At 71.0% G+C, this 21,924-nt stretch carries 18 protein-coding genes and 1 pseudogene; 10 read left to right on the forward strand and 9 right to left on the reverse strand.

Going from position 1 to position 21,924, the window contains the following annotated elements:
* Positions 1 to 190: 190 nt before the first annotated feature.
* Together ACZ5VQ_RS22970 and ACZ5VQ_RS22975 are read left to right on the forward strand one after the other, a co-directional pair.
* The gene (locus tag ACZ5VQ_RS22970) at positions 191 to 1,138 is read left to right on the forward strand and encodes a 5'-3' exonuclease (protein ID WP_469106679.1); all 948 of its coding nucleotides are present in this window, start codon (positions 191 to 193) and stop codon (positions 1,136 to 1,138) included.
* Between the two features lie 109 nt (positions 1,139 to 1,247).
* On the forward strand, positions 1,248 to 2,090 hold the full coding sequence (locus ACZ5VQ_RS22975; RefSeq protein WP_469106493.1) for a siderophore-interacting protein: 843 nt from the start codon (positions 1,248 to 1,250) through the stop codon (positions 2,088 to 2,090).
* A 101-nt stretch (positions 2,091 to 2,191) separates the two neighbouring features.
* Here the strand turns inward: ACZ5VQ_RS22975 and ACZ5VQ_RS22980 are convergent.
* The 3 genes and pseudogenes from ACZ5VQ_RS22980 to ACZ5VQ_RS22990 all read right to left on the reverse strand — a co-directional run.
* A pseudogene (locus ACZ5VQ_RS22980) lies at positions 2,192 to 2,465 on the reverse strand (ABC transporter permease); the annotation flags it as partial.
* Positions 2,444 to 2,569 carry a hypothetical protein gene (locus tag ACZ5VQ_RS22985; protein ID WP_469106690.1) on the reverse strand — a complete coding sequence of 42 codons (126 nt, stop codon included), beginning with the start codon at positions 2,567 to 2,569 and terminating at the stop codon, positions 2,444 to 2,446. The gene ACZ5VQ_RS22985 and the pseudogene ACZ5VQ_RS22980, both read right to left, overlap by 22 nt.
* Positions 2,570 to 2,796: 227 nt before the next feature.
* Entirely contained in the window at positions 2,797 to 3,099 is a 303-nt protein-coding gene (locus tag ACZ5VQ_RS22990; RefSeq protein WP_469106494.1) for a hypothetical protein, read from the reverse strand.
* Between the two features lie 214 nt (positions 3,100 to 3,313).
* Here ACZ5VQ_RS22990 and ACZ5VQ_RS22995 point away from each other — a divergent pair, with 214 nt between their 5' ends.
* Both ACZ5VQ_RS22995 and ACZ5VQ_RS23000 read left to right on the forward strand, forming a co-directional pair.
* Positions 3,314 to 4,843 carry an amino acid permease gene (locus ACZ5VQ_RS22995; protein ID WP_469106495.1) on the forward strand — a complete coding sequence of 510 codons (1,530 nt, stop codon included), beginning with the start codon at positions 3,314 to 3,316 and terminating at the stop codon, positions 4,841 to 4,843.
* Positions 4,844 to 4,847: 4 nt separating this feature from the next.
* A complete protein-coding gene (locus ACZ5VQ_RS23000; RefSeq protein ID WP_469106496.1) occupies positions 4,848 to 5,804 on the forward strand; it encodes an RluA family pseudouridine synthase in 957 nt (318 codons plus the stop codon).
* On the opposite strand, the gene ACZ5VQ_RS23005 is transcribed toward ACZ5VQ_RS23000, so the two are convergent.
* The 6 genes from ACZ5VQ_RS23005 to ACZ5VQ_RS23030 all read right to left on the reverse strand — a co-directional run bounded on the left by ACZ5VQ_RS23005 (position 5,798) and on the right by ACZ5VQ_RS23030 (position 11,441).
* The gene (locus ACZ5VQ_RS23005; RefSeq protein WP_469106497.1) at positions 5,798 to 7,270 is read right to left on the reverse strand and encodes a cytochrome P450; all 1,473 of its coding nucleotides are present in this window, start codon (positions 7,268 to 7,270) and stop codon (positions 5,798 to 5,800) included. The two genes, ACZ5VQ_RS23000 and ACZ5VQ_RS23005, sit on opposite strands and share 7 nt — an antisense overlap.
* A 197-nt stretch (positions 7,271 to 7,467) precedes the next feature.
* Complete coding sequence (locus ACZ5VQ_RS23010) at positions 7,468 to 8,082, reverse strand: GTP-binding protein (RefSeq protein ID WP_469106498.1); 615 nt, start codon at positions 8,080 to 8,082, stop codon at positions 7,468 to 7,470.
* Entirely contained in the window at positions 8,063 to 8,512 is a 450-nt protein-coding gene (locus ACZ5VQ_RS23015) for a DUF742 domain-containing protein (RefSeq protein ID WP_200399379.1), read from the reverse strand. Before ACZ5VQ_RS23015 ends, ACZ5VQ_RS23010 begins: the two co-directional genes overlap by 20 nt.
* Positions 8,509 to 8,916: a roadblock/LC7 domain-containing protein gene (locus ACZ5VQ_RS23020; protein WP_143635607.1), complete on the reverse strand. Its 408-nt coding sequence runs from the start codon at positions 8,914 to 8,916 to the stop codon at positions 8,509 to 8,511. The genes ACZ5VQ_RS23015 and ACZ5VQ_RS23020 overlap by 4 nt, the downstream gene beginning before the upstream one ends.
* Positions 8,913 to 10,523 (reverse strand): sensor histidine kinase, encoded by a 1,611-nt coding sequence (locus ACZ5VQ_RS23025; RefSeq protein ID WP_469106499.1) that lies wholly within the window; start codon positions 10,521 to 10,523, stop codon positions 8,913 to 8,915. Before ACZ5VQ_RS23025 ends, ACZ5VQ_RS23020 begins: the two co-directional genes overlap by 4 nt.
* A 294-nt stretch (positions 10,524 to 10,817) precedes the next feature.
* The gene (locus tag ACZ5VQ_RS23030) at positions 10,818 to 11,441 is read right to left on the reverse strand and encodes a TetR/AcrR family transcriptional regulator (protein WP_469106500.1); all 624 of its coding nucleotides are present in this window, start codon (positions 11,439 to 11,441) and stop codon (positions 10,818 to 10,820) included.
* A gap of 179 nt (positions 11,442 to 11,620) precedes the next feature.
* Here ACZ5VQ_RS23030 and ACZ5VQ_RS23035 point away from each other — a divergent pair, with 179 nt between their 5' ends.
* The 6 genes from ACZ5VQ_RS23035 (at position 11,621) to ACZ5VQ_RS23060 (ending at position 21,794) form a co-directional block, all read left to right on the forward strand.
* Complete coding sequence (locus ACZ5VQ_RS23035; protein WP_469106501.1) at positions 11,621 to 12,445, forward strand: urea amidolyase associated protein UAAP1; 825 nt, start codon at positions 11,621 to 11,623, stop codon at positions 12,443 to 12,445.
* Entirely contained in the window at positions 12,442 to 13,056 is a 615-nt protein-coding gene (locus ACZ5VQ_RS23040; protein ID WP_143635614.1) for an urea amidolyase associated protein UAAP2, read from the forward strand. The genes ACZ5VQ_RS23035 and ACZ5VQ_RS23040 overlap by 4 nt, the downstream gene beginning before the upstream one ends.
* The gene (gene uca / locus ACZ5VQ_RS23045) at positions 13,053 to 16,730 is read left to right on the forward strand and encodes an urea carboxylase (RefSeq protein ID WP_469106502.1); all 3,678 of its coding nucleotides are present in this window, start codon (positions 13,053 to 13,055) and stop codon (positions 16,728 to 16,730) included. Before ACZ5VQ_RS23040 ends, uca begins: the two co-directional genes overlap by 4 nt.
* Positions 16,731 to 16,986: 256 nt before the next feature.
* A complete protein-coding gene (atzF, locus tag ACZ5VQ_RS23050; protein WP_469106503.1) occupies positions 16,987 to 18,678 on the forward strand; it encodes an allophanate hydrolase in 1,692 nt (563 codons plus the stop codon).
* Between the two features lie 111 nt (positions 18,679 to 18,789).
* Positions 18,790 to 21,063 (forward strand): MMPL family transporter, encoded by a 2,274-nt coding sequence (locus tag ACZ5VQ_RS23055; RefSeq protein WP_469106504.1) that lies wholly within the window; start codon positions 18,790 to 18,792, stop codon positions 21,061 to 21,063.
* Between the two features lie 122 nt (positions 21,064 to 21,185).
* Entirely contained in the window at positions 21,186 to 21,794 is a 609-nt protein-coding gene (locus tag ACZ5VQ_RS23060) for a response regulator transcription factor (protein WP_362077813.1), read from the forward strand.
* The last annotated feature ends 130 nt before the right edge of the window (positions 21,795 to 21,924 follow it).

Consider the following 21,924-nt stretch of genomic DNA (forward strand, 5'->3'; position numbering starts at 1 on the left):
CATATGTCAGATGTGGTTGAAAATGCGACCGGGTTCGCTCCGGGTCGGCGCCTGCCCCCGACCGGATGGCGCAAACGCGACCGTGTCCCAGTTCACAAGGCGTTTACATCCGGACGGTGCGGGCACCCGCTTTCGTCCACTCTCCGCGCCGACTGGTGACTGCCGGTGACTGTCAGCGGCGTACGGCATGATGCGAGGCGTGACGCAGCAGACGCAGCAGCCCCGGCGAACCATGCTCCTCGACACCGCCTCCCTGTACTTCCGGGCCTATTTCGGGGTCCCGGATTCCGTGCGGGCCCCGGACGGCACACCGGTGAACGCCGTGCGGGGTCTGCTCGAGTTCATCGACCGGCTGGTGAAGGACCACCGCCCGGACGATCTGGTCGCGTGCATGGACGCGGACTGGCGGCCCCAGTGGCGGGTCGACCTGATCCCCTCCTACAAGGCGCATCGCGTCGCCCAGGAGACCGAGACCGGCCCGGACGAGGAGGAGGTGCCCGACACCCTCTCGCCGCAGGTGCCGGTCATCGAGGCGGTCCTGGACGCACTGGGCATCGCACGCGTGGGCGTCGAGGGGTACGAGGCGGACGACGTGATCGGGACGTTCGCCGGCCGCGCCACGGGCCCGGTCGACATCGTCACCGGCGACCGCGACCTGTACCAACTGGTCGACGACAAGCGGGAGGTGCGCGTGCTGTACCCGCTCAAGGGCGTCGGCATGCTCCAGGTCACGGACGAGGCCTGGCTGCGCGAGAAGTACGGCGTCGACGGCGCGGGGTACGCGACTCTGGCACTGCTGCGCGGCGACCCGAGCGACGGTCTGCCGGGGGTGCCGGGCATCGGCGAGAAGACCGCTTCCAAGCTGCTGGCCGAGTTCGGCGACCTGGCCGGGATCATGGCGGCGGTCGACGACCCCAGGGCCAAGCTCACACCGTCCCAGCGCAAGCGTCTGGACGAGTCCCGGCCGTATGTCGCCGTCGCGCCCAAGGTCGTCCGGGTGGCCGGAGACGTACCCTTGCCGGACGTGACCACCGCGCTGCCCCACACGCCGCGCGATCCGGCAGCTCTGGAGGAGCTCGCGACACGCTGGGGCCTGGGTGGCTCGCTGGCGCGACTGCTGACGACACTCCGCAGGTGAAGCAGCAATTCGATTCCCACAGAACGGTAATCGGGTTCTCAAGAAGGGGGCGCCAGTGGGCGGTGAGGTGCTAACTTAGGTAAGCCTAAGCGAACTTCGGGAGGCTGTCATGGCAGAGCGTCCGGCACGGAGGGCTCCCAAGCCCCACGCCGCGAGCGTGATCCGCACGGAGCGACTCACGCCGCATATGCAGCGTGTGGTCCTCGGCGGCGACGGCCTCGCCGAATTCTCCGCGGGCACGAGCACCGACCACTACGTCAAGCTGCTGTTCGGGGCCGAGGGCGTGACCTATCCGGAGCCCTTCGACATGACCCGGATCCGCGAGGAGTTCCCGCGCGACCAGTGGCCCGTGACGCGTACGTACACGGTGCGCGCATGGGACCCCGAACTGCGCGAGCTGACACTCGACTTCGTGATCCACGGCGACGAGGGCCTCGCCGGGCCCTGGGCGACACGCGTCCAGGCCGGCGAGATCGTCCGGTTCCTCGGCCCCGGCGGAGCGTACGCCCCCGACGCCGACGCGGACTGGCATCTGCTGGCCGGTGACGAGAGCGCGCTGCCCGCGATCGCCGCCTCGCTGGAGGCGATGCCCGACGGCGCGCGGGTGCACGCCTTCGTGGAGGTCTCGGGGCCGGAGGAGGAGCAGAAGATCGACTCCGACGTGGAGGTCGTCTGGCTGCACCGCGGCGACCGGCCGCTCGGTGAGGCGCTGGTCGAGGCCGTGCGGGGCCTTTCCTTCCCCGAGGGTCGGGTGCACGCGTTCGTGCACGGTGAGGCCGCGTTCGTGAAGGAGCTTCGTCGGCTGCTCCGCGTCGAGCACGAGGTCGCCCGTGAGGATCTGTCCATCTCCGGGTACTGGCGGCTGGGGCACAACGAGGACGGGTGGCAGGCCGCGAAGCGGGACTGGAACGCGCAGGTCGAGGCGGAGCAGGAGGCTCCGCCGGTTGCCTAGGCTCTGCCCCGGGTTCGTTGTCGTCTGCGGGTTCGTTGTGGCTGGTCGCGCCCCGCGGCGGAGCCGCAAATGTCAGAGCCCCGCACCCCTGAAGGGGCGGGCTACAGAGCGGACCGCTCCTTAAGGGGCTGTACCGAGCGTTGGTACGACCTGAACGTGCGGATCGACAGCCAGACCGCTGATCGCCAGGGCCAGGAATGCGCCGCTCCTGGTCAGCACGACGGACCAGTCGGGGTTGTCCGACATCACCGAACGGCCCGCCACCATCGCCCAGTTGAGTGGGTTGTAGTCGGCGATGTCGCGCATCCAGCCGGGCATCCGGGCCGGGGCCATGAAGGCCGAGGAGAGGAAGGTCAGCGGCAGCAGCAGGAAGGTGCGACGTCGAGGCGGCGCTGCATGCCTCCCGAGTAGCCCTTCACCCGGCAGCCGGCCGCGTCCGTGAGGTGGAAGCGGGGCAGCAGTGGCGCACGGGTGCTCATGACGACTGCTCTCCTGGGTGAGCGGATGACGGCTGATCCGCGTGAAGAGCGCCGGGCTATCCCGGGTGTGCCGCACCTCGATCGCCTGGCTTGCCTCACCGCGGAGTCGGCTCGGGGTTCGAGACCCTGGCGGAGCTGGTGCAACAGCTCTGCCGGGGTCTGTTCTTCTTGTTCCTGTCTTCTTGTTCCTGTCTTCTTGTTCCTGATTCACTCCTTGTCGAAGTGATTCACTCCTTGTCGAAGTGGCGGGCCTCCAACTCCTCGAACTCCGGCGGCACTTCCCCGGTCTCGTGGAAGCTCCGCCACTCCTTGATCCCGTCGAGCGCGCCGGACCGGAGCTCGCGCAGAAATCCGCGGACCCACTCGGCCTGCGCCTCGACCATGTGCAGTTGGTACTCGCTCTCGACGAGGAAGATCCGCGGCAGCGTCTCGTACAGCTTCGTCAGGCCGCCGCGGGCGCCGGCCGCCTGCACGTCCAGCACCTTGAGCCGCTCGGCCAGCAGACGCGCCACCTCGTCGGCCGAACACATCGCGTCTCGACGGCGAACGCAATACACGCGATGTATCGCGACTCAGGATCCGGCGCAAGGGCGTGAGGACTTAGGCCCGGCCTCGACATGGCCGCGTCACGCGGGCGAAACAGGCTCTCCCTAATTTCTGTCACCCGACAGGAATTCCGCCGCGGAGTTCCGCAAGTCGCCGTCAGGATCCCGCTCCCCTGCGCCGAAGGCAGGTGCCGCCGCCGTGACCACTACCGCCCCCTCCGACGTACGCCCCGATCCGCCGGAGTCGTCCGGCGACCGCTCCCTCGCGGAGTTCGGCTACCGCCAGGAGCTGCACCGCAGCCTGGGCAGGTACGCCTCGTTCGCCGCCGGTTTCTCCTTCATCTCCGTCCTGACGACCGTCTTCCAGTTCTTCGCCTTCGGGTACGCGTTCGGCGGCCCCGTCTTCTTCTGGGCCTGGCCCGCCGTGCTGGTCGGCCAGTTGCTGGTCGCCGCGTGCTTCGCCGAACTGGCCGCGCGCTATCCGATCTCCGGCGCCATCTACCAGTGGTCGTCCCGGCTCTCCAACCTCACCTTCGGCTGGTTCGCCGGCTGGATCATGGTGATCGGTCAGATCGTGGTGGTCGCCGCCGCGGCGCTCGCGCTGCAGGTGGTCATGCCCGCGATCTGGTCCGGCTTCCAGCTGATCGGCGACGACCCGGCGCCCACGTCGGCGAGCGGCGCGGCCAACGCGGCGATCCTCGGCGTGCTCCTGCTGGTCCTGACGACGTTCGTGAACGTCATCGACAACCGGGTGATGTCCCTGATCAACCGCATCGGGGTGACCGCCGAGATCATCGGCGCCGCCCTGATCATCGTGCTCCTGTTCACCCACTCCGAGCGCACCCCGGGCATCACCTTCCACACCGGCACGGCCGCCGAGTCGGGCCTGGTGGGGGCGCTCCTTGTGGGGTCGTTCACGGCGGCGTACGTGATGATCGGCTTCGACAGCGCGGGCGAGATGAGCGAGGAGACACACCACCCCCGGCGCACCGCGCCCCGCACGATCCTCACCGCGCTCGGTGCCGCGGGCCTGCTCGGCGGCCTGATCATCCTCGGCGGTCTGCTCGCCGCGCCGAGCCTCACCGACGGCCGGCTCGGCGTCGAGGGCCTGAGTTACGTCCTCACCAGCAGCCTGGGTGACGGCGTGGGCCGGGCCCTGCTCGTGGACGTGGTCGTCGCGATCGCGGTCGCGACCCTCGCGATCCAGACGTCGGCCTGCCGGATGCTGTTCTCCATGGCCCGCGACGGCCAGATGCCCTTCTCCGGACGCCTCGCGAAGGTCAACCCGCGCACCGGTATGCCGAGCGCCCCCGCTCTGGTCGTCGGTGTCCTCGCCGCGGCCCTGCTGCTCCTCAACTTCGCCTCGCCCGAAGCCTTCCTGGCCATCGGCACCACCTGCATCGTGATGCTGTACCTCGCGTACGCGATGGTCACCGGCCCCCTGCTGTGGCGGCGCGTGCGCGGCGACTTCACGGTCGAGGGCACCGACGAGACGGGCCGCCCGCTCTTCTCCCTCGGCCGCTGGGGCGTCCCCGTCAACGCGCTCGCCCTCCTCTACGGCCTGTTCATGACGGTCAACCTGGCCTGGCCCCGCGCGCAGGTGTACGACCCGGCGGGCGGGCACTGGTACTTCCAGTGGTTCACCGTGCTGTTCCTCGGGGTCACCCTCGTCCTGGGCGGCGCATACCGTGCCTACAAGGCCCGGTCGGCGGACGCTGCGTACGCTTGACCAGGTGAGACGTAGATCGCCGGTTCCGCCCTCTCCCCTGCCGCAGCGTGACGGGGTGGATCCGGTGCGGGTGCGGCTGCCGTTCGACGGGACCTGGGAGACCGTGCGGGAGCATCTGGTGGAGCGGCTCGCGGTGGGGGCCGGGGTGATCGACGGAATGCTCGACGCGGGGCTGATCGTCGGGGCCGACGGGCGGCCCGTCGCGCCCGACGCGGCGTACGTGCCGGGGATGTTCGTGTGGTTCCACCGGGAGCTGCCCGACGAGGTGCCGGTGCCGTTCCCGCTGGAGGTCGTGTACCGGGACGAGCACATCGTGGTGGCCGACAAACCGCATTTCCTCGCCACCACCCCGCGCGGCAGCCATGTCACCGAGACGGCACTCGCGCGGCTGCGGCGCGAGCTGGGGATCCCGGCGCTCGGAGCCGCGCACCGGCTCGACCGGCTGACCGCCGGGCTCGTGCTGTTCACGGTGCGGCCCGAGGAACGCGGCGCCTACCAGTCGCTGTTCCGCGACCGGGCCGTACGCAAGGAGTACGAGGCGGTGGCCCCGTACCGGGAGGCGCTGGAGCTGCCGCGCACGGTCCGCAGCCGGATCGAGAAGGAGCGGGGTGTGATGGCCGCCCGGGAGGTGCCGGGCGAGCCGAACGCGGTGAGCCGCGTCGAGTTGGCCGAGCACCGGGGCCGGCTGGCGAGATACCGACTGCTGCCCAGCACCGGGCAGACGCACCAACTGCGGGTGCACATGAACGCGTTGGGCCTGCCGATCCTCGGCGACCCGCTGTACCCGGTGGTGACCGGCCCCGTGCCGGCCGGTGACTTCCGGCGCCCGCTCCAACTGCTGGCGCGGGTACTGGAGTTCACCGATCCGGTCACGGGGCACCGGCATGCGCACCGCAGCGGACGGATGCTCCTGGCGTGGTCCGCGTACGACGAATGGGCCGGTGACGAACGGTCTCAGTAGCCGCGCCACCAGCGCAGGAAACGCTGCCAGGCACCGGGCCGGCGCACCGGTTCGGTGGCTGTGGCCTCCGACTCGGGTGCCGAGGGCCGGGGTTCGAGCGTGGGCCTGGGCACCGACACGGCATTGTCCGAGTCCGGACGCGGACGTGTCACGGTGTTCACCCCTGGTCGCCGCATGATGTCCTGCGGCGATGCCGGGTCGAACACCACCGGGAGTTCCACCAGGTGCCGCGAGGAGATCGACGCGGTCCACCTCAACTCGTCCTCCTCCACGGCGAGCTGGACGTCCGGCAGCCGCTTGAGGAGCGCGTCGACGCCGGTGTCGGCGATGGCACGGCCGATGTCCTGGCCGGGGCACTCGTGGGGGCCGCCACCGAAGGCGAGGTGCGAGCGGTTGCCGCGCATGTTCGCCTTCAGGTCCGGGCGGACCTGCGGGTCGACGTTGCCCGGCGCGATCCCGAGGAACAGCCCGTCACCCTTGCGGATGCGCTGGCCGCCCAACTCCGTGTCCTGCTTGGCGAAGTAGCCGAGCACGGCGCTGAACGGCGGCTCGTCCCACAGGGACTGCTCCACCGCCTGGGGCACCGTCATCTGACCGCCGTTGAGCTGGGCGCGGAAGCCCGGGTCGGTGAGGACCACCCGCAGCACGTTGGCGAGGAGGTTCGCCGTGGCCTCGTACGCGGCGAGCAGGACGAGACGCAGGTGCTGGCCGACCTCGTCGTCGTTGAGCCCGGCCGGGTGGTTGATGAGGTAGCTGGTGAAGTCCTCGGCGGGCTCGGCACGGCGACGGACCGTGAGCCGCATCAGGACGCTCATGACGTACTCGTTGCTGGCGATCGCGGTCTCGGTGCCCTTGAGCAGGTCGCGGGCGGCCTGCACCAGACGGTCGTCGTACTCCTCGGGCATACCGAGGATCTCGCACAGGGCGGCCATCGGCAGATGCTCGGCGAACTGGGAGACCAGGTCGGCGGTGCCCCGCTCGCAGATCTTGTTGACCAGCTGCTCGGTCCAGTGGTTGATGTGACGGCGCAGGTCGCGGGGGTTGATGGTCGACATGGCACCCATGACCGCCCCGCGCAGTCGCAGGTGCTCGTCCCCCTCGGCGTGGGAGCAGATGGGCTGCCACGCGATGAGCGGCATGAGCGGGTGGTCGGCCCCCGCGGTGCCGTCCAGGAGGGCGGTCCAGACACGGCTGTCGCGTGTGTAGATCGCCGGGTTGCTGACCATGTGGAGGTTCTCGCCGTGGCCGAGCACCATCCAGAAGCGCACGTCGTTGTGGAGCAGCACGGGTGCGACGGCGCCGTGCTCGGCGCGGAGTTTCTCGTACAGGCCCGCCAGGTCCTGCGCCTCGGGTCCGTACAGGCGGCGCAGTCCGCCGGGGCCCGTTCCGCCGTGGGCGGGGCAGCCGGGCGGCGGGCCGGACATGGGGTCGTCCGTGTCGGTCAGGGAGTGGGGTTCAGGCGTCACGGTGGTGGCTCCGAAACTGAAGTCGTTCTGGTTTCTGGGAAGTTGGGCCGGTATGTATCGGATGTTCGGTCGATGCGGGCGCGGCTGGGATCGGCAGGGGTGCCGCGCCCCTTCAGGGGCGCGGGGAACCGCGCGACCAGCCCCCACCGACCCGCAGGTCATCACCGCGCGTCCAGCGGAGCGCCAACGCGGAGCGCCTACGCCGAGGCCATGGTGATCGAGTGCAGGAAGCGCATCAGTGTCATCAGGACGTCCCGGCTGGAGGCACGGCGGCGCGCGTCGCACTTCATCATGGGGATCTCCTCGGAGAGGTCGAGCGCCGCCCGCAGGTCATCCATGGGGTAACGGGGCGCGTCCGGGAAGTCGTTGACGGCGACGACGAACGGTACGCCGCGCTCCTCCAGGCGTCCGATGACGTCGAAGCTGACCTCCAGGCGGCGGGTGTCGACGAGGACGACCGCGCCCAGGGCGCCCTCGAACAGGCCGTTCCAGAGGAACCAGAAGCGCTCCTGGCCGGGGGTGCCGAACAGGTACAGCACCAGTTGCTCGGTGATGCTGATACGGCCGAAGTCCATGGCCACGGTGGTGGCCGTCTTCGTCTCCGAGCCGTAGTTGTCGTCGACACCGATGCCGGCCTGCGTCATGGTCTCCTCGGTGGTCAGCGGCCTGATCTCGCTGACGGAGCCCACCATCGTCGTCTTGCCGACCCCGAAACCGCCCACGATCACGATCTTCACCGCGGCGGCGGCCGTGTGCGGGAGATGGTCCTCGGCGCGAGGTCCCGGGATGGTGTCAGAGCTTTTGAAGTCCATGCATCACCGCTTCGAGGAGGGAACGGTCGGGCAGCTCCGAGCGGACGATCGGGGCGCGCGCCTGTACCAGTTCAGCCGTCAGCAGCTCGGTCAGCAGTACGGTCACCACGCTGAACGGCAGGTTGAGATAGGCCGAGAGCTCGGCCACGGACATGGGGGCCTGGCAGAGCCGGAGCAGCGCCGACTGCTCCGGCTGGGCGGTGGGCGGAGCGTCGGCGCACGCCACGATTAAGGTCACCAGGTCGAGTTCGGCGCGGTCGCCGCCCTCGGCCTGGCCGGTGACGACGTACAGCCGTTCCGGTTCGCGGGTCTCGCCGTCGCCGCCCTCTCCGCCCTGTCCACCAGGTCCTCCCGGCTCTTGGGCCGGGAGTGCGGGTTTCTCCTTCGGCGCCTCCTTGGGGAAGCGCCGTCGTCGTTGTGGAGGAGTCATACGGTCTGCCCGTTCCGCCGGGGCGGACTCGTGAGGTGAGCACCGATCCGTACGACGAGGTCGCGCATGCGGGCGCTCATGAGCCCGGCGTCCACATGCGCCTCGGCCAGCACGGCGAGGTAGGCGTTGGGGCCGGCGGCCATCATGTAGAAGTAGCCGCCCTCCATCTCGATGATCACCATGCGCATCTTGCCGTCGGTGTCGGGGATCTCGGTCGCGACGGCGCCCGCGAGGCTCTGCAGTCCGGCGCAGGCCGCGGCGATGCGGTCGGCGGCGTCGGGGTCGCCGCCGTACCGGGCGATGCGCAGTCCGTCGGCGGAGAGCACGACGACCTGCCGAGTGCCGTACACCCCGTCGGACAGCTCCTTGAGCATCCAGTCGAAGTTGGCTCGCAGTTGGGTCACTTGAGGTCCCCCTCGTCGTCGGCCTCGGTGGGGGCCGGACTGTTCGTCTCGCCGGGTGTCTGCTTCTGGTCGCCGTCTCCGCCCTTGAGGCCGGCCATGAAGGCCTCGACCCACAGCCCGGGTTCCTTCTCTTCCTTCTTCTTCTTGGGCACCTGGGTGGACGACCGGGTCCAGTCGATGACCGGGCGGCCCTCCTTGCGCGCGGCCTCGGCCTCCGCGGCGGCGGCACGGGCCTCCTTCACCCGCTGGCTGTACGGGACCTTCATGCGGCTGCGGCGCTGCGGCAGGCCGTTGGCCGTCCACTCGGTGACCTCGGGGACGTCGTCCTCCATGCCGTCCCGTTCGGAGACACGGGGTCCGGTGGTCGGCCGGCGCTTCTTCACCGAACGCTCGGGGCCCTTGACACCGCCGAAGTCGACCTTGGGCACGGCGGCTGCGCCGATGCCGTGGGCGAGGGCGTTGGCGGGCTCCTCGGTGAGCAGCTTGCGCGGCACGACGAGCACGGCGCGCACACCGCCGTACGCGGACTGCCGCAGGGAGACCTGCATCTTGTACATGTCCATGAGGCGGCCGACGACGGCGAGGCCGAGCCGGGGGTCCTCGCCCAGGTTGTTGAGGTCCGGGCCGAGCGCCGCGCGCGCGAGCATCGCCTCGGCCCGTGCGCGGGCCTCCTCGCTGAGGCTGACGCCGGCGTCCTCGATCTCGATGGCGACGCCGGTCTGCACCTCGACGGCGGTGACGTGCACCTTGGTGTGCGGTGGCGAGTAGCGGGTGGCGTTGTCGAGGAGTTCGGCGGCCGCGTGGATGACCGGCTCGACGTGGATGCCGTTGACGGCGATCTTGGCGATGGAATGCAGTTCGATGCGCCGGTATTCCAGGATCCGGGACATGGCGCCGCGCAGCACGCTGTAGAGCGGCACGGGCTTGGGCCACTGGCGGCCCGGGCGGCCGCCGCCGAGGACGGCGATCGAGTCGGCGAGACGGCCGATCAGCGCGGTGCCGTGGTCGATGCGCAGGAGGTCGTCGAAGACCTCGGGGTTGCGACCGTGGTCCTCCTCCATCTCGCGGAGTTCCACGTTCTGCTGGTGGACGATCGCCTGGACACGGCGGGCGATGCTGACGAAGGAGCGCTGCGCGGCCTCTCGCTGCAGTTCCTCGTGGTCGATGATCCGCAGCAGTTCGAGCAGCAACGCCCGCTGGGGCTTGGGGATGTTCAGCTGGGCGGGGTCTTCGTCGACGATCACCCGGACGGTGTCCTGGGGCGACGATCCCTTGCGCATCAGGTCCAGCGCCGCGGGCAGCAGTTCCTCGCGGAGGTGGTCGATCTCGGCGTCGTGCAGGGAGACGCGCCGTTCCATGACTTGGGTCCGGTGGGCGAGTTCGGCTCGCGCCGCGCGGACGGCACGGCCGCGGCGGACCACCTGGGCGGCTGTCGCGGTCACGAGCACTGTCGCGATGGCACCGCACCAGCCGACAGCGGTCCGGGCGGGGCCCGTCAGCAAGGCGACGGCGGCCCCGGTCGCCGCGGCCATCGCTATGGCAGGCAGCAACAACGCGCGCGCGTAGGGAACTTCTCGGCCACCGGGAGGCGATTGAACACTCACCATGTATGCCCTCTGAGACAAATCGACTGGAGGTCGGGGGAGGTAACTGGATCTACAGAACTTTGGGGAACAAGCGCACGAATACACCTCAACTCGGTGCGCTGCGGGCGAGCTTAGTCCGACCGGATCATCGCTGTGTCATATTCAGCAAGCACCTGAAATCGCCCTCGCGACAGGAGTACGCTCTGCTCCATTTACACGCAGCGCCGTCATTCGCACACAGCGAGTGACGGCGTACAGGCATACGAAAACCCCTCATCAGAAGGGGTGAGACACCGCCTGGAGGCGGCCTCCGGCTCAGATTCCGGCGATGCGCAGGGCCGCGTCCGCGGTGGCTTCGGCGAAGGCAGAGACCGGCCGCTCGGGATCGGAGCGGTGTACGAGAATCACACCTTCGATGAGTCCGAAGAGCAGATCGGTCCGGAGGTCGAGCTCACTCTTGGCGAGCCCACCGCCCGCCTCGGTCGCGGCGAGCAACTGCCGGTAGGCGTCCTTGAGTTCGGCCCGCACGGCATGGAAGCCGGCGAAGCGCTCCGAGTGGACCTCGGGCAGCAGATAGAGCCCGCCGAGGTTGTGCGAGCCGCCGCAGAGCAGCTCGACGTCCGTGCGGCACAGATCCCAGAGCCGGTCCTCGGCGGCGGTGTCGTCCTCGGCGAGGAGCTGCCGGGCGAAGGCGAGCGAGGGCGTGACGGTGGACTCCAGGAGCGCGGCGAGGAGCTCCTCCTTGCCGGACACGTAGTGGTACATCGACGCCTGGCGCATGCCCGCCCGCTCGGCGACGGCCCGGGTGGTCGTGGCCGCGTACCCGCGCGTCGTGAACAGCTCCGCGGCGGCGGCGAGCAGTTCGTCGCGCGGCGAGAGGCCGCTGTCCGGCCGCTGCTCGGCGCGCGGCCTGCCCACTCGTCGTCCACTGGAACCCATGCGTTCGATCCTCGCACACCGCCCCACCAGGCGATCTCGGTGAGGGATCGGTAACGGGGCCGCAACCCGCGGGCAACGGCGGCGACCCGCCCGACTCCTAATTTCTGTCGGGCGACAGAAATACGAGCACCCGCTCGACCGCACCCATGACCGACCACTGCCGAGCCGGAGGTCCCGCGATGGCGACAGCGACCACTTACGGAGCCCGCGCGCACGCCCGCGCCCAGGAGGGCACCCGCGCCGAGGCCATGCCCGTCGTCCCGGCGAGTGCCTGGCCCGCGCCGCCGTGCGAGGCGGGCCACCTCGTGTGGGCCGAGACGGTGGCGGGCGGCAACTACACGCACAAGGTGCTGGCGCGCGGCACTGAGCTGCGGCTGACCGACCTCAGGGGTGACGCCTGCGCCCATCTGCTCCTCTTCGCCGCCGACCGGCCGTGGGAGCGCCTGAACGTGGCCGACACGGTGAAGGTGCAGTGGAACGCCTACCTCGGCGAGGGCCAGTTGCTCCTCTCCGACCAGGGCCGCGTCCTCGCCACGGTGATCGCCGACACCTCCGGGCGGCACGACGCGCTGTGCGGCACCTCCGGTCTCGTACGGAACACGGAGCGGTACGGGGACGGGACGCCGCAGTCCGAATCGCCCGCCGGGCGTGAGCTGTTCAAGCTGGCGGCGGCCAAGAACGGGCTGGCGCCGCGGGATCTTCCGCCTTCGCTGTCCTTCTTCCAGGGCGTGGAGGTACGTGAGGACGGCTCCCTGGACTTCACCGGTTCGGCCGGTCCCGGGGTGAGCGTGACGCTGCGCACCGAGCAGGACGTCACGGTGCTGCTGGCCAATGTTCCCCACCCGGCCGATCCGCGCGAGGACTACACGAGCACGCCGCTGGAGGTACTGGCCTGGCGTGCCGAGGCCACCCGGTCCGGCGATCCGCTGTGGGAGGCCACGCCCGAGGGCCACCGCGCCTTCCTCAACACCGCCGAGTTCCTTGCCGCCAGGGGGATCGCATGAGCGAGCAGACCGTCCAGAGGACCACCGTCGCGGCCCGGGCCGCCTGGTCGGCCGTCGTCCGCGCGGGCGCCACGCTCACCATCACGGACCTGCACGGCAACCAGGCCGTCGACTTCCTCGTGTACGACGCCGGCGACACGGCCGTGCGGTACAGCGCGCCCGACACGATCCAGGCGCAGGGGAACATCTTCCTGACCACGGGCAGTGTGCTCATGTCGAACGAACACACGCCGCTGATGACGGTCGTCGCGGACGACGTCGGCCGGCACGACACGGTCGGCGGCGCCTGCTCCAAGGAGTCGAACACGCTGCGGTACGGGCACCACACCTGGTCCCAGCACGCCTGCGTGGACAACTTCCTCGCGGAGGGCGCCCGTTACGGCCTCGGCAAGCGCGACCTGGTCTCCAACATCAACTGGTACATGAACGTGCCGGTCGAGAAGGACGGCACCCTCGGCATCGTCGACGGCATCTCGGCGCCGGGCCTCTCGCTGACCCTGCGCGCCGAGCGCGACGTGCTCGTACTGGTCTCCAACTGCCCCCAGATCAACAACCCCTGCAACGGCTTCGAGCCGACCGCGGTGGAGATGACGATCGGGGCTCCCGAATGAGTGACGGCGGCGGAACGGCCGGCACAGGGACGAGCAGCGACGGAGGGACCGACTTCGACACGCTTCTCGTTGCCAACCGGGGCGAGATCGCGGTCCGGATCATCCGTACGGCACGGGAGCTGGGCCTGCGCACGGTCGCGGTGTACTCCGACCCGGACCGTTCGGCGCCCCATGTGCGGCTTGCGGACGAGGCCGTACGGCTGGGGCCCGCGCCCGCCAAGGAGTCGTATCTCGACGCGGACCTCGTCCTGCGGGCGGCTAAGGACACCGGCGCCGGGGCGATCCATCCGGGCTACGGCTTCCTCTCCGAGGACGCGGCGTTCGCGCGGCGCTGCCAGGACGCGGGCATCGTGTTCGTGGGACCCACGCCGGAGCAGCTGGAGCTGTTCGGGGCGAAGCACACGGCACGGGCGGCGGCCGAGGCAGCGGGGGTGCCGCTGGCACCGGGGACGGGCCTGCTCGCGGACGTCGACGAGGCCCTGCACCGGGCCGAGGCCATCGGCTACCCGGTGATGCTCAAGGCGACCGGCGGCGGAGGCGGCATCGGCATGTCCGCGTGCCGCTCGCCGGAGGACCTCCGTGACGCCTGGGAGCGTGTGCAGCGCGTCGCCGCGGCCTCCTTCTCCTCCGCCGGTGTCTTCCTGGAGCGGCTCGTCGAACACGCCCGCCATGTCGAGGTGCAGGTGTTCGGCGACGGCGAGGGCAGGGTCGTCACCTTCGGCGACCGCGACTGCTCTCTCCAGCGCCGCAACCAGAAGGTCGTGGAGGAGGCTCCGGCCCCCGGCCTGCCTTCCCGCGTACGGGCCCAACTTGCCGCCTCCGCAAGAGACTTGTGCGCGAGCATCGACTACCGCTCCGCCGGCACGGTCGAGTTCGTCTACGACGCGGCCCGCGAGGAGGCGTACTTCCTGGAGGTCAACACCCGGCTCCAGGTGGAACATCCGGTCACCGAGGAGATCTACGGGGTCGACCTCGTCGCGTGGATGCTGCGCCTTGCCCGCGGCGACGCCGATGTCGTACGCGATCCGGGGGCGCCGCGCGGTCACGCCGTCGAGGCGCGCGTGTACGCCGAGGACCCCTCGCGCGAACACCGGCCGAGCGCGGGCCTGTTGACGCGGGTCGAGTTCCCGCGGGGCGTGCGCGTGGACGGCTGGATCGAGACGGGAACCGAGGTCACCACGGCGTACGACCCGATGCTCGCGAAGGTCGTCGCGTACGGCTCCGACCGGGCACACGCGCTGGAGCGGCTGGACGAGGCGCTGGCCAGGACACGGGTGGACGGCATCGAGACGAACCTCGGCCTGGTCCGGGCCGCGCTGTCGGACCCGGACTTCCGGGCGGCCGCGCACTCCACGGCCACCCTCGCCGCGGTGAGCGATCCGACGCCGCGGATCGAGGTCGTCTCCGGCGGAACGCTGACGACGGTCCAGGACTGGCCGGGGCGGACCGGCCACTGGCAGGTGGGCGTACCGCCGTGCGGGCCGATGGACGACCTGTCGTTCCGGCTCGGCAACCGGGCACTCGGCAACGACGAGGGCGCTCCCGGGCTCGAATGCACCCTGCAGGGCCCGGCGTTGAAGTTCACTCATCCGACGACCGTGTGCGTCACGGGTGCTCCGGCGCCGGTGACGGTCGACGGGACGGCGGTCCCGCAGTGGGAACCGGTGACGGTCCCCGCGGGCGGTGTGCTGGAGGTGGGCACACCCTCGGAACACGGGCTGCGGACGTACGTACTCCTCGCCGGCGGCGGCCTGGACGTGCCGGCCTTCCTGGGCAGCGCCTCGACGTTCACGCTGGGCCGCTTCGGGGGGCACGGTGGGCGGGCGTTGCGGACGGGGGATGTGCTGCACGGGGGCGTTGTGGTGGGTGGTGTTGCTGGGGTGACCGGTGGTGCCGCGGTGGCTTCGGCAGGTGGGCCGGTTTCCAGTCCTGTTTCTGTTGGCGGTCCCGTTCCGGTCGGCGAGCGGCCGGTGTTCGGGGCCGAGTGGCGGGTCGGTGCGCTCGAAGGGCCGCACGCCGCACCGGAGTTCTTCACCGAGGAGGACATCCGCGACTTCTACGCGGCCGAGTGGAAGGTGCACTTCAACTCGGCACGTACGGGCGTACGGCTGATCGGGCCCAAGCCCCGCTGGGCGCGTACCGACGGCGGCGAGGCGGGCCTGCACCCCTCCAACATCCATGACACGCCCTACTCGGTCGGCGCGGTCGACTACACGGGTGACATGCCGGTGCTGCTCGGCCCGGACGGGCCCTCGCTTGGCGGGTTCGTCTGCCCGGCGACCGTCGCGAAGGGGCAGCGGTGGAAGCTGGGCCAGCTGCGGCCCGGGGACACGGTGCGGTTCGTGCCGGTGACCGTGCCCGAGGCCGCACGGCTGCGGCGTACCCCGGCCGCCGCGCCGGTCGCGGACCGTGCGGAGATCGCCGACGGCGGCGTACTGGCCCGGGACGCCGACGTGACGTACCGGCGCAGCGGTGACGACAACCTGCTCGTGGAGTTCGGGCCCATGCAGCTCGACCTGGCGCTGCGGATGCGGGTGCACGCGCTGATGGAGGCGGTGTCATCGGCCGGGCTGCCCGGGATCACGGACATCACGCCCGGCATCCGTTCGCTCCAGATCCAGACGGACCCGGACGAGCTCCCGCAGCCCGAACTCCTGTCCCTGGTAAGGGAGATCGTCACCTCACTCCCGCCCGCAGACCAGCTCGTCGTGCCGTCGCGCACCGTGCACCTCCCGCTCTCCTGGGACGATCCGGCGACCCGCGAGGCCATCGCCCGCTATATGGCGGGCGTACGCGACGACGCGCCCTGGTGCCCGTGGAACATCGAGTTCATCCGCCGCGTCAACGGTCTCGACTCGGTCGAGGACGTGTACCGGACGGTCTTCGACGCCGAGTACCTGGTCCTGGGCCTCGGCGACGTCTATCTGGGGGCGCCGGTGGCGACGCCGCTCGACCCCCGGCACCGTCTCGTCACCACGAAGTACAACCCGGCGCGCACGTGGACGGCCGAGAACTCGGTGGGGATCGGCGGGGCGTACCTGTGCGTCTACGGGATGGAGGGGCCCGGCGGCTACCAGTTCGTCGGCCGTACGACGCAGGTGTGGTCGGGGTGGCAGCAGCGGGGTGCGTTCGAGCCGGGCTCGCCCTGGCTGCTGCGCTTCTTCGACCGCATCAAGTGGTACCCGGTGGACGCGGACGAACTGCTGGACCTGCGCTCCGACATCACCTCGGGCCGCTTCGTCCCGAGGATCGAGGAGGGCACGTTCTCCCTCGCCTCGTACGAGGCCTTCCTCGCCGAGAACGCCGACGCGATCGAGGAGTTCCGCACCCGGCAGGGCACGGCCTTCTCCGCGGAGCGCGACGCCTGGGAGGCGGCGGGCGAGTTCACCCGTGCGGAGGCGGTGTCGGCCCCGGTGGCCGCCCCCGTTGAGGTGACGGTGCCGCCGGGTGGCCGCCTGGTGGAGGCCGAGTTCGCCGCCTCGGTATGGCAGCTGAACGTCGAGCAGGGCGACGCGGTCATCCAGGGCCAGCCCCTGCTGGCCCTGGAAGCCATGAAGATGGAGTCCCGGGTCCCCTCCCCCATGGACGGCGTGGTCCTCGAACTCCTCGCCAGGCCCGGCGACCAGGTGGAGGCGGGGACGGCGTTGGCGGTGGTGGGCCCACCACCGTCCTGAGCCCCTGCACCATGCCGTACGTCCGTGGACAGGCGCCCCGCCCGCCCGTCCACGGGCAGAACCCAGCCCCGCCCGCCCGTCCACGGGCAGGAGCCCGACCCGCCCGCCCGTCCGCGGGCAGGAGCCCGACCCGCCCGTCTGTCTGTCTGTCTGTCCGTCTGTCTGTCTGTGGGCAGGCGTTCCGCAGGGCGGAACGGGTGGGCACAGACGACCACCGGCCCGCACTCGACGACGAAACCGCAAGCAAGGAGCCCAGATGTCGCCCCAGCCCCAGCCCCACGCAGCGGGCCCCGCAGTGGCCCGCGTCCGCAGGGCCTACGCCCGCATCGAGGCCACAGCCCGCCCCGAGGTCTGGATCGACCTGCGCCCCCAGGCAGAGGTGGAAGAGGAGGCCCAAGCCATCGACACCCGCCTCGCCGCAGGCGAACACCTCCCCCTCGCGGGCAAGCTCTTCGCGGCGAAGGGCAACATCGACGTGGCAGGCCTGCCCACCACGGCAGGCTGCCCGGCCTACTCATACCGCCCGGAGGCGGACGCCCCAGTGGTCGCCCGCCTCCGCGCGGCAGGCGCGATCGCCCTGGGCACCACCAACCTGGACCAGTTCGCCACGGGCCTGGTCGGCACCCGCTCCCCCCACGGTCCCGTCCGCAACGCCGTCGCCCCCGAGAGAATCAGCGGCGGCTCCAGCTCGGGAAGCGCGGTAGCGGTGGCCCTCGGCATCGTGGACCTCGCCCTCGGCACGGACACCGCGGGCAGCGGCCGCGTCCCCGCGGCCTTCAACGGCATCGTCGGCCTCAAGCCGACCCGAGGCCTCGTCCCCACGGACGGCGTGGTCCCGGCCTGCGCCACCCTCGACTGCGTGACGGTCTTCGCCCGCACCCTCCAGGAGGCGGAACAGGCGTTGGCCCACATGGCGTCCCCACCCGCCCGCGCCCTCCCGCCGCTCTCCCCGCGGGCCCCGGGCCCCTGGCGCATCGCCGTCCCGCCCCGCGAGCAGCTCGGCGAGCTGGACGAGGGCTGGGCCGAGGCGTACGAGGAGGCCGCAGCGCAACTCCGGGCAGCGGGAGCCGAGTTGCGCCCCCTCGACCTCGCCCCCTTCACCGAGGCCGCCGCGATGCTCTACGAGGGTGCCTTCGTGGCCGAGCGCTACACCGCGGTGGGCAGCTTCGTCGACAAGTTGCTCTCCGAGGGCGGTACGGGCCTCGACCCGACGGTCGCCGGCATCATCACCCGCGCCCGTGACATCCCGGCCCACCAGCTCTTCGCCGACCAGGAGCGTCTGGCGGTCCTGCGCACCCGCGCACTGGCGGAGCTCGGCGACGCGGACGCCCTGCTCCTCCCGACGGCCCCCGGCCACCCGACGCTCGCCGAGGTCGCCGCCGACCCGCTCGGCTCCAACGCCCGGCTCGGCCGCTTCACCAACTCCACGAACCTCTTCGACCTGGCGGCCGTGGCCGTCCCGGCGGGCGAGGTGGCGGGCCTCCCGTTCGGCGTGATGCTGATCGGCCCGGCCTTCACCGACGAACGCCTCGCCCTGATCGCCCGGACCCTGGAAGCGCCGACGACCCGGATCGCCGTGGTCGGCGCCCACCTGTCGGGCCAGCCGCTCAACGGCCAACTCCTCTCCCTGGGTGCCCGGTTGGAACGTACGACCAGGACCGCTCCCGTCTACCGGCTGCACGCCCTGTCGACCGAACCGCCCAAGCCCGGTCTCGTCCACGTGGGCGAGGGAGGCGCCGCGATCGAGGCCGAGGTGTGGCGGCTGCCCGCCGAGGGGCTCGGCCGGCTGCTCGCCGCGGTGCCCCGGCCGATGGCTCTGGGCCGCGTCGAACTGGCCGACGGCGACGACGCACCCGGCTTCCTGTGCGAGCCGGGCGCGCTGGAAGGCGCGCGTGACATCACGGCGTACGGAGGATGGCGCGCGTATCTGAACTCCCCCGACGAGTGAAACGCCCCCTGCACCGGACCGGCCGCGGCGAGACACGCCCCCAGCCGACCCTTTAGCCCCTCACCGGACGATCGTCTTTCGCGAGAGCGACCGTCCAGGAGGGCAGGGCCGATGACACCGCAGACATCGCCGAGTTCGCCGAGTTCGCCGACCTCTTCGTCACCACAGTCCGCAGCCGGACCGCGGGGGCGGGTCGCCCGCGTGGTGACCACCCGGCCGCGTCTGCTGCTCCTCCTGATACTGCTGCTCACGGCGGGCTCGGTGGTGGTCGGCGGCGGGGTCGCCGAGCGCATGAGCAGCGGCGGCTCGCAGATCCCGGGCGCCGAATCCTCCTACGCGACAGCGGAGTTGGAGCGCCGTTGGCCCGCCTCGCAGCCCAGTCTCCTGCTGCTCGTGTCGCCGCGCGACAGGTCACGGGACGTCGACGACCCGGCCGTCGCCTCCGCGGCGCGCGACCTGGCCCGCCGACTCGCCGACGAGAAGACCGTGTTGGGCGTGGTCTCGTACTGGCAGACCGAGGACACCGCGCTGCGCGCCCGGGACGGCGGCGAGGCGCTGATCACCGCGCGCATCAAGGGGGACGAGGACGCAGTCGACGACGCACTGGAGGCTCTGGAGCCGCGCTACCGGGGCGCGCAGGGCGCGGTCGATGTCCGGCTCGGCGGCCCGGCGGCGGTGCGGCACGCCTCCCAGGAGGTGATCGCCGACGACCTCGTACGGGCCGAAGTCATCGCGCTGCCGGTCACGTTGGTGCTGCTCGTCGTGGTGTTCGGCAGCGCGGTCGCGGCAGCCCTGCCCCTGCTGGTGGGGATCGTGTCGGTGCTCGGCACGAACGCCGTACTGCGCGTGATCACCGAGTTCACGGACGTGTCGGTGTACGCGCAGAACCTGACGACGGCCCTCGGTCTCGGACTCGCCATCGACTACGCGCTGTTCCTGGTGCGACGCCACCGCGAGGAGCTCGCGGCCGGCCGCGAGCCACGGGACGCGGTGGCCGTGACCCTGCGTACCGCCGGACGCACGGTGCTGTACTCGGCGCTGACCGTCGCGGTCTGCCTCGCCTCGATGCTGGTCTTCGAGCAGTACTTCCTGCGCTCGCTCGCGTACGCCGGTATCGCGGTCGTCCTCATCTCCGCCGCGGCCTCGCTCGTCGCGCTGCCGGCGGCGCTCGTACTGCTCGGACACCGGGTCAACGCCCTGCGGCTGCCGGTCGGCAGGCGCGGCGGGAGTCCGGGAGCGGGCTGGGCGCGGCTGGCCCGGCTGGTGATGCGACGCGCCCCGCTGTTCGCCGTCGGCACGGTCGCCGTACTGCTCGCGCTCGGACTGCCGTTCAAGGACGTGCGGTTCGGCACTGCCGACGACCGCCAGCTGCCGTCGAGCACCGAAGCCCGGGTCGTACAGGAGGAGTTGAGGGGCGAGTTCCCCGGCAGCCCCGGCAGCGCACTGGCCGTACTGGTCGAAGGGAAGCCGGCCGCCGAAGCGCTCGCGGAGTACAGCGGTGAGGTGTCGCGGCTGCCGTACGTCGTCCAAGTCGCGGGCCCCGCCGGTCGGTTCGTGGACGGGAAGCGGGTGGAAGAGGCACCCCCGGCCGTCGGGTACGTCTCCGTACTGCACTCGGCGGAAAGCGCTTCACCGCAGAGTGTGAGTCTCGTAAAGAAGATCCGCGCGGTTCCGGCCTCCTTCGAGACCTCGGTGACCGGACCGGCCGCCGTGCTCGCCGACACCCAGCACGGGACGGCCGAGCGGCTGCCCTGGGCGCTCGCGGTCATCGCCGTCACGACGCTGATCCTGGTCTTCCTGCTGACCGGAAGTGTGCTGCTGCCGCTGCTCACGGTCCTCGTCAACGGGCTCAGTCTGACCGCGATGTTCGGAGCCGTGGTCTGGGTCTTCCAGGACGGGCACCTGTCCGGCGCGCTCGGCTTCACGCCCACCGGGGACATCGAGACGGCACTGCCCGTGCTGATGTTCTGCGTGGCGTTCGGGCTGTCCATGGACTACGGGGTCTTCCTGGTCTCACGTATCAAGGAGGAGTACGAGACCGGCGGCGACCACCGTGCCGCGGTGGTCCTCGGCATCCGGCACACCGGCGGGCTCATCACGGCCGCGGCGCTGATCCTGGCCGTGGTGATGGTGGCGATCGGCACCTCGCGTGTGACCAACATCAAGATGCTGGGCCTGGGCGTGGGGCTGGCCGTGCTGATGGACGCGATGGTCGTACGCGCCCTGCTGGTGCCCGCCGTGCTCCGGCTCACCGGGCGGGCCACCTGGTGGGCCCCGGCCCCCCTGCGGCGGCTGCAGCGGCGGGCGGGGCTTGAGGAGGAGGCGCGTACGACGTATCCGGACATCCCCACGCGCACCGAGCGCCCCGTGAGTGGCCGAACCTGACCCCGGTACGCCCCTACAACGGACCCCTGCGCACAAGTCCTCCACAACTCGGCTATATGACCCAACTAGACTTCCTCGCAAGGGGGTTGCGGAGTCGCGCCCGCGGGAGAGCTGGGGGCGGGTTGATACGGATTCTGCTGGCCGAGGACGTCTCGATGGTGCGCGGTGCGTTGGTGGCACTGCTCAATCTCGAACCCGACCTGGAGGTCGTGGCAGAGGTGGACCGGGGCGACGCGATCCTCTCGGCGGCGCTTGCCGTACGGCCGGATGTGGCTGTCATCGACTACGACCTTCCACACGTGGACGGGATCACCGCGGCGGGGCAGTTGCACGAGCGGCTGCCCGGTTGCCGCACGGTGATCATCACCAGCCTCGGCAAGCCGGGGACGTTGCGGCGGGCGCTGGCCCAGCAGGTGGCCGGGTTCGTCCTCAAGGACTCACCGGCCTCCTACCTCGCCGAGGTCGTCCGCAAGGCGGCGGCCGGTGAGCGGGTCATCGACCAGCAGCTCGCGCTCTCCGCCTTCGCGGACGGCGAGTCGCCCCTCACGGGGCGCGAGACGGAGATCCTCCGTCTCGCGTCGCAGGGCGCGGACGCGACGGAGATCGCCGAGGCGCTCCATCTCTCCGTGGGCACGGTGCGGAACTATCTGACCTCGGTCGTCACCAAGCTCAACGCCCGCAATCGCGTCGATGCGGTTCGGATTGCTGCGGAGTCGGGGTGGCTGATGTGAGGGGCGTTCGCGTGTGCGGGCCGGTGGGGGTGCTCGCGCAGTTCCCCGCGCCCCTGGGTGAGTGAGGGCTGAGGTTGGGGACCGGGTGCCGGTTCGTTTGGGCTGAGCGCGCAGTTCCCCGCGCCCCTGA

The sequence above is a fragment of the Streptomyces sp. NPDC033178 genome (assembly GCF_055577685.1).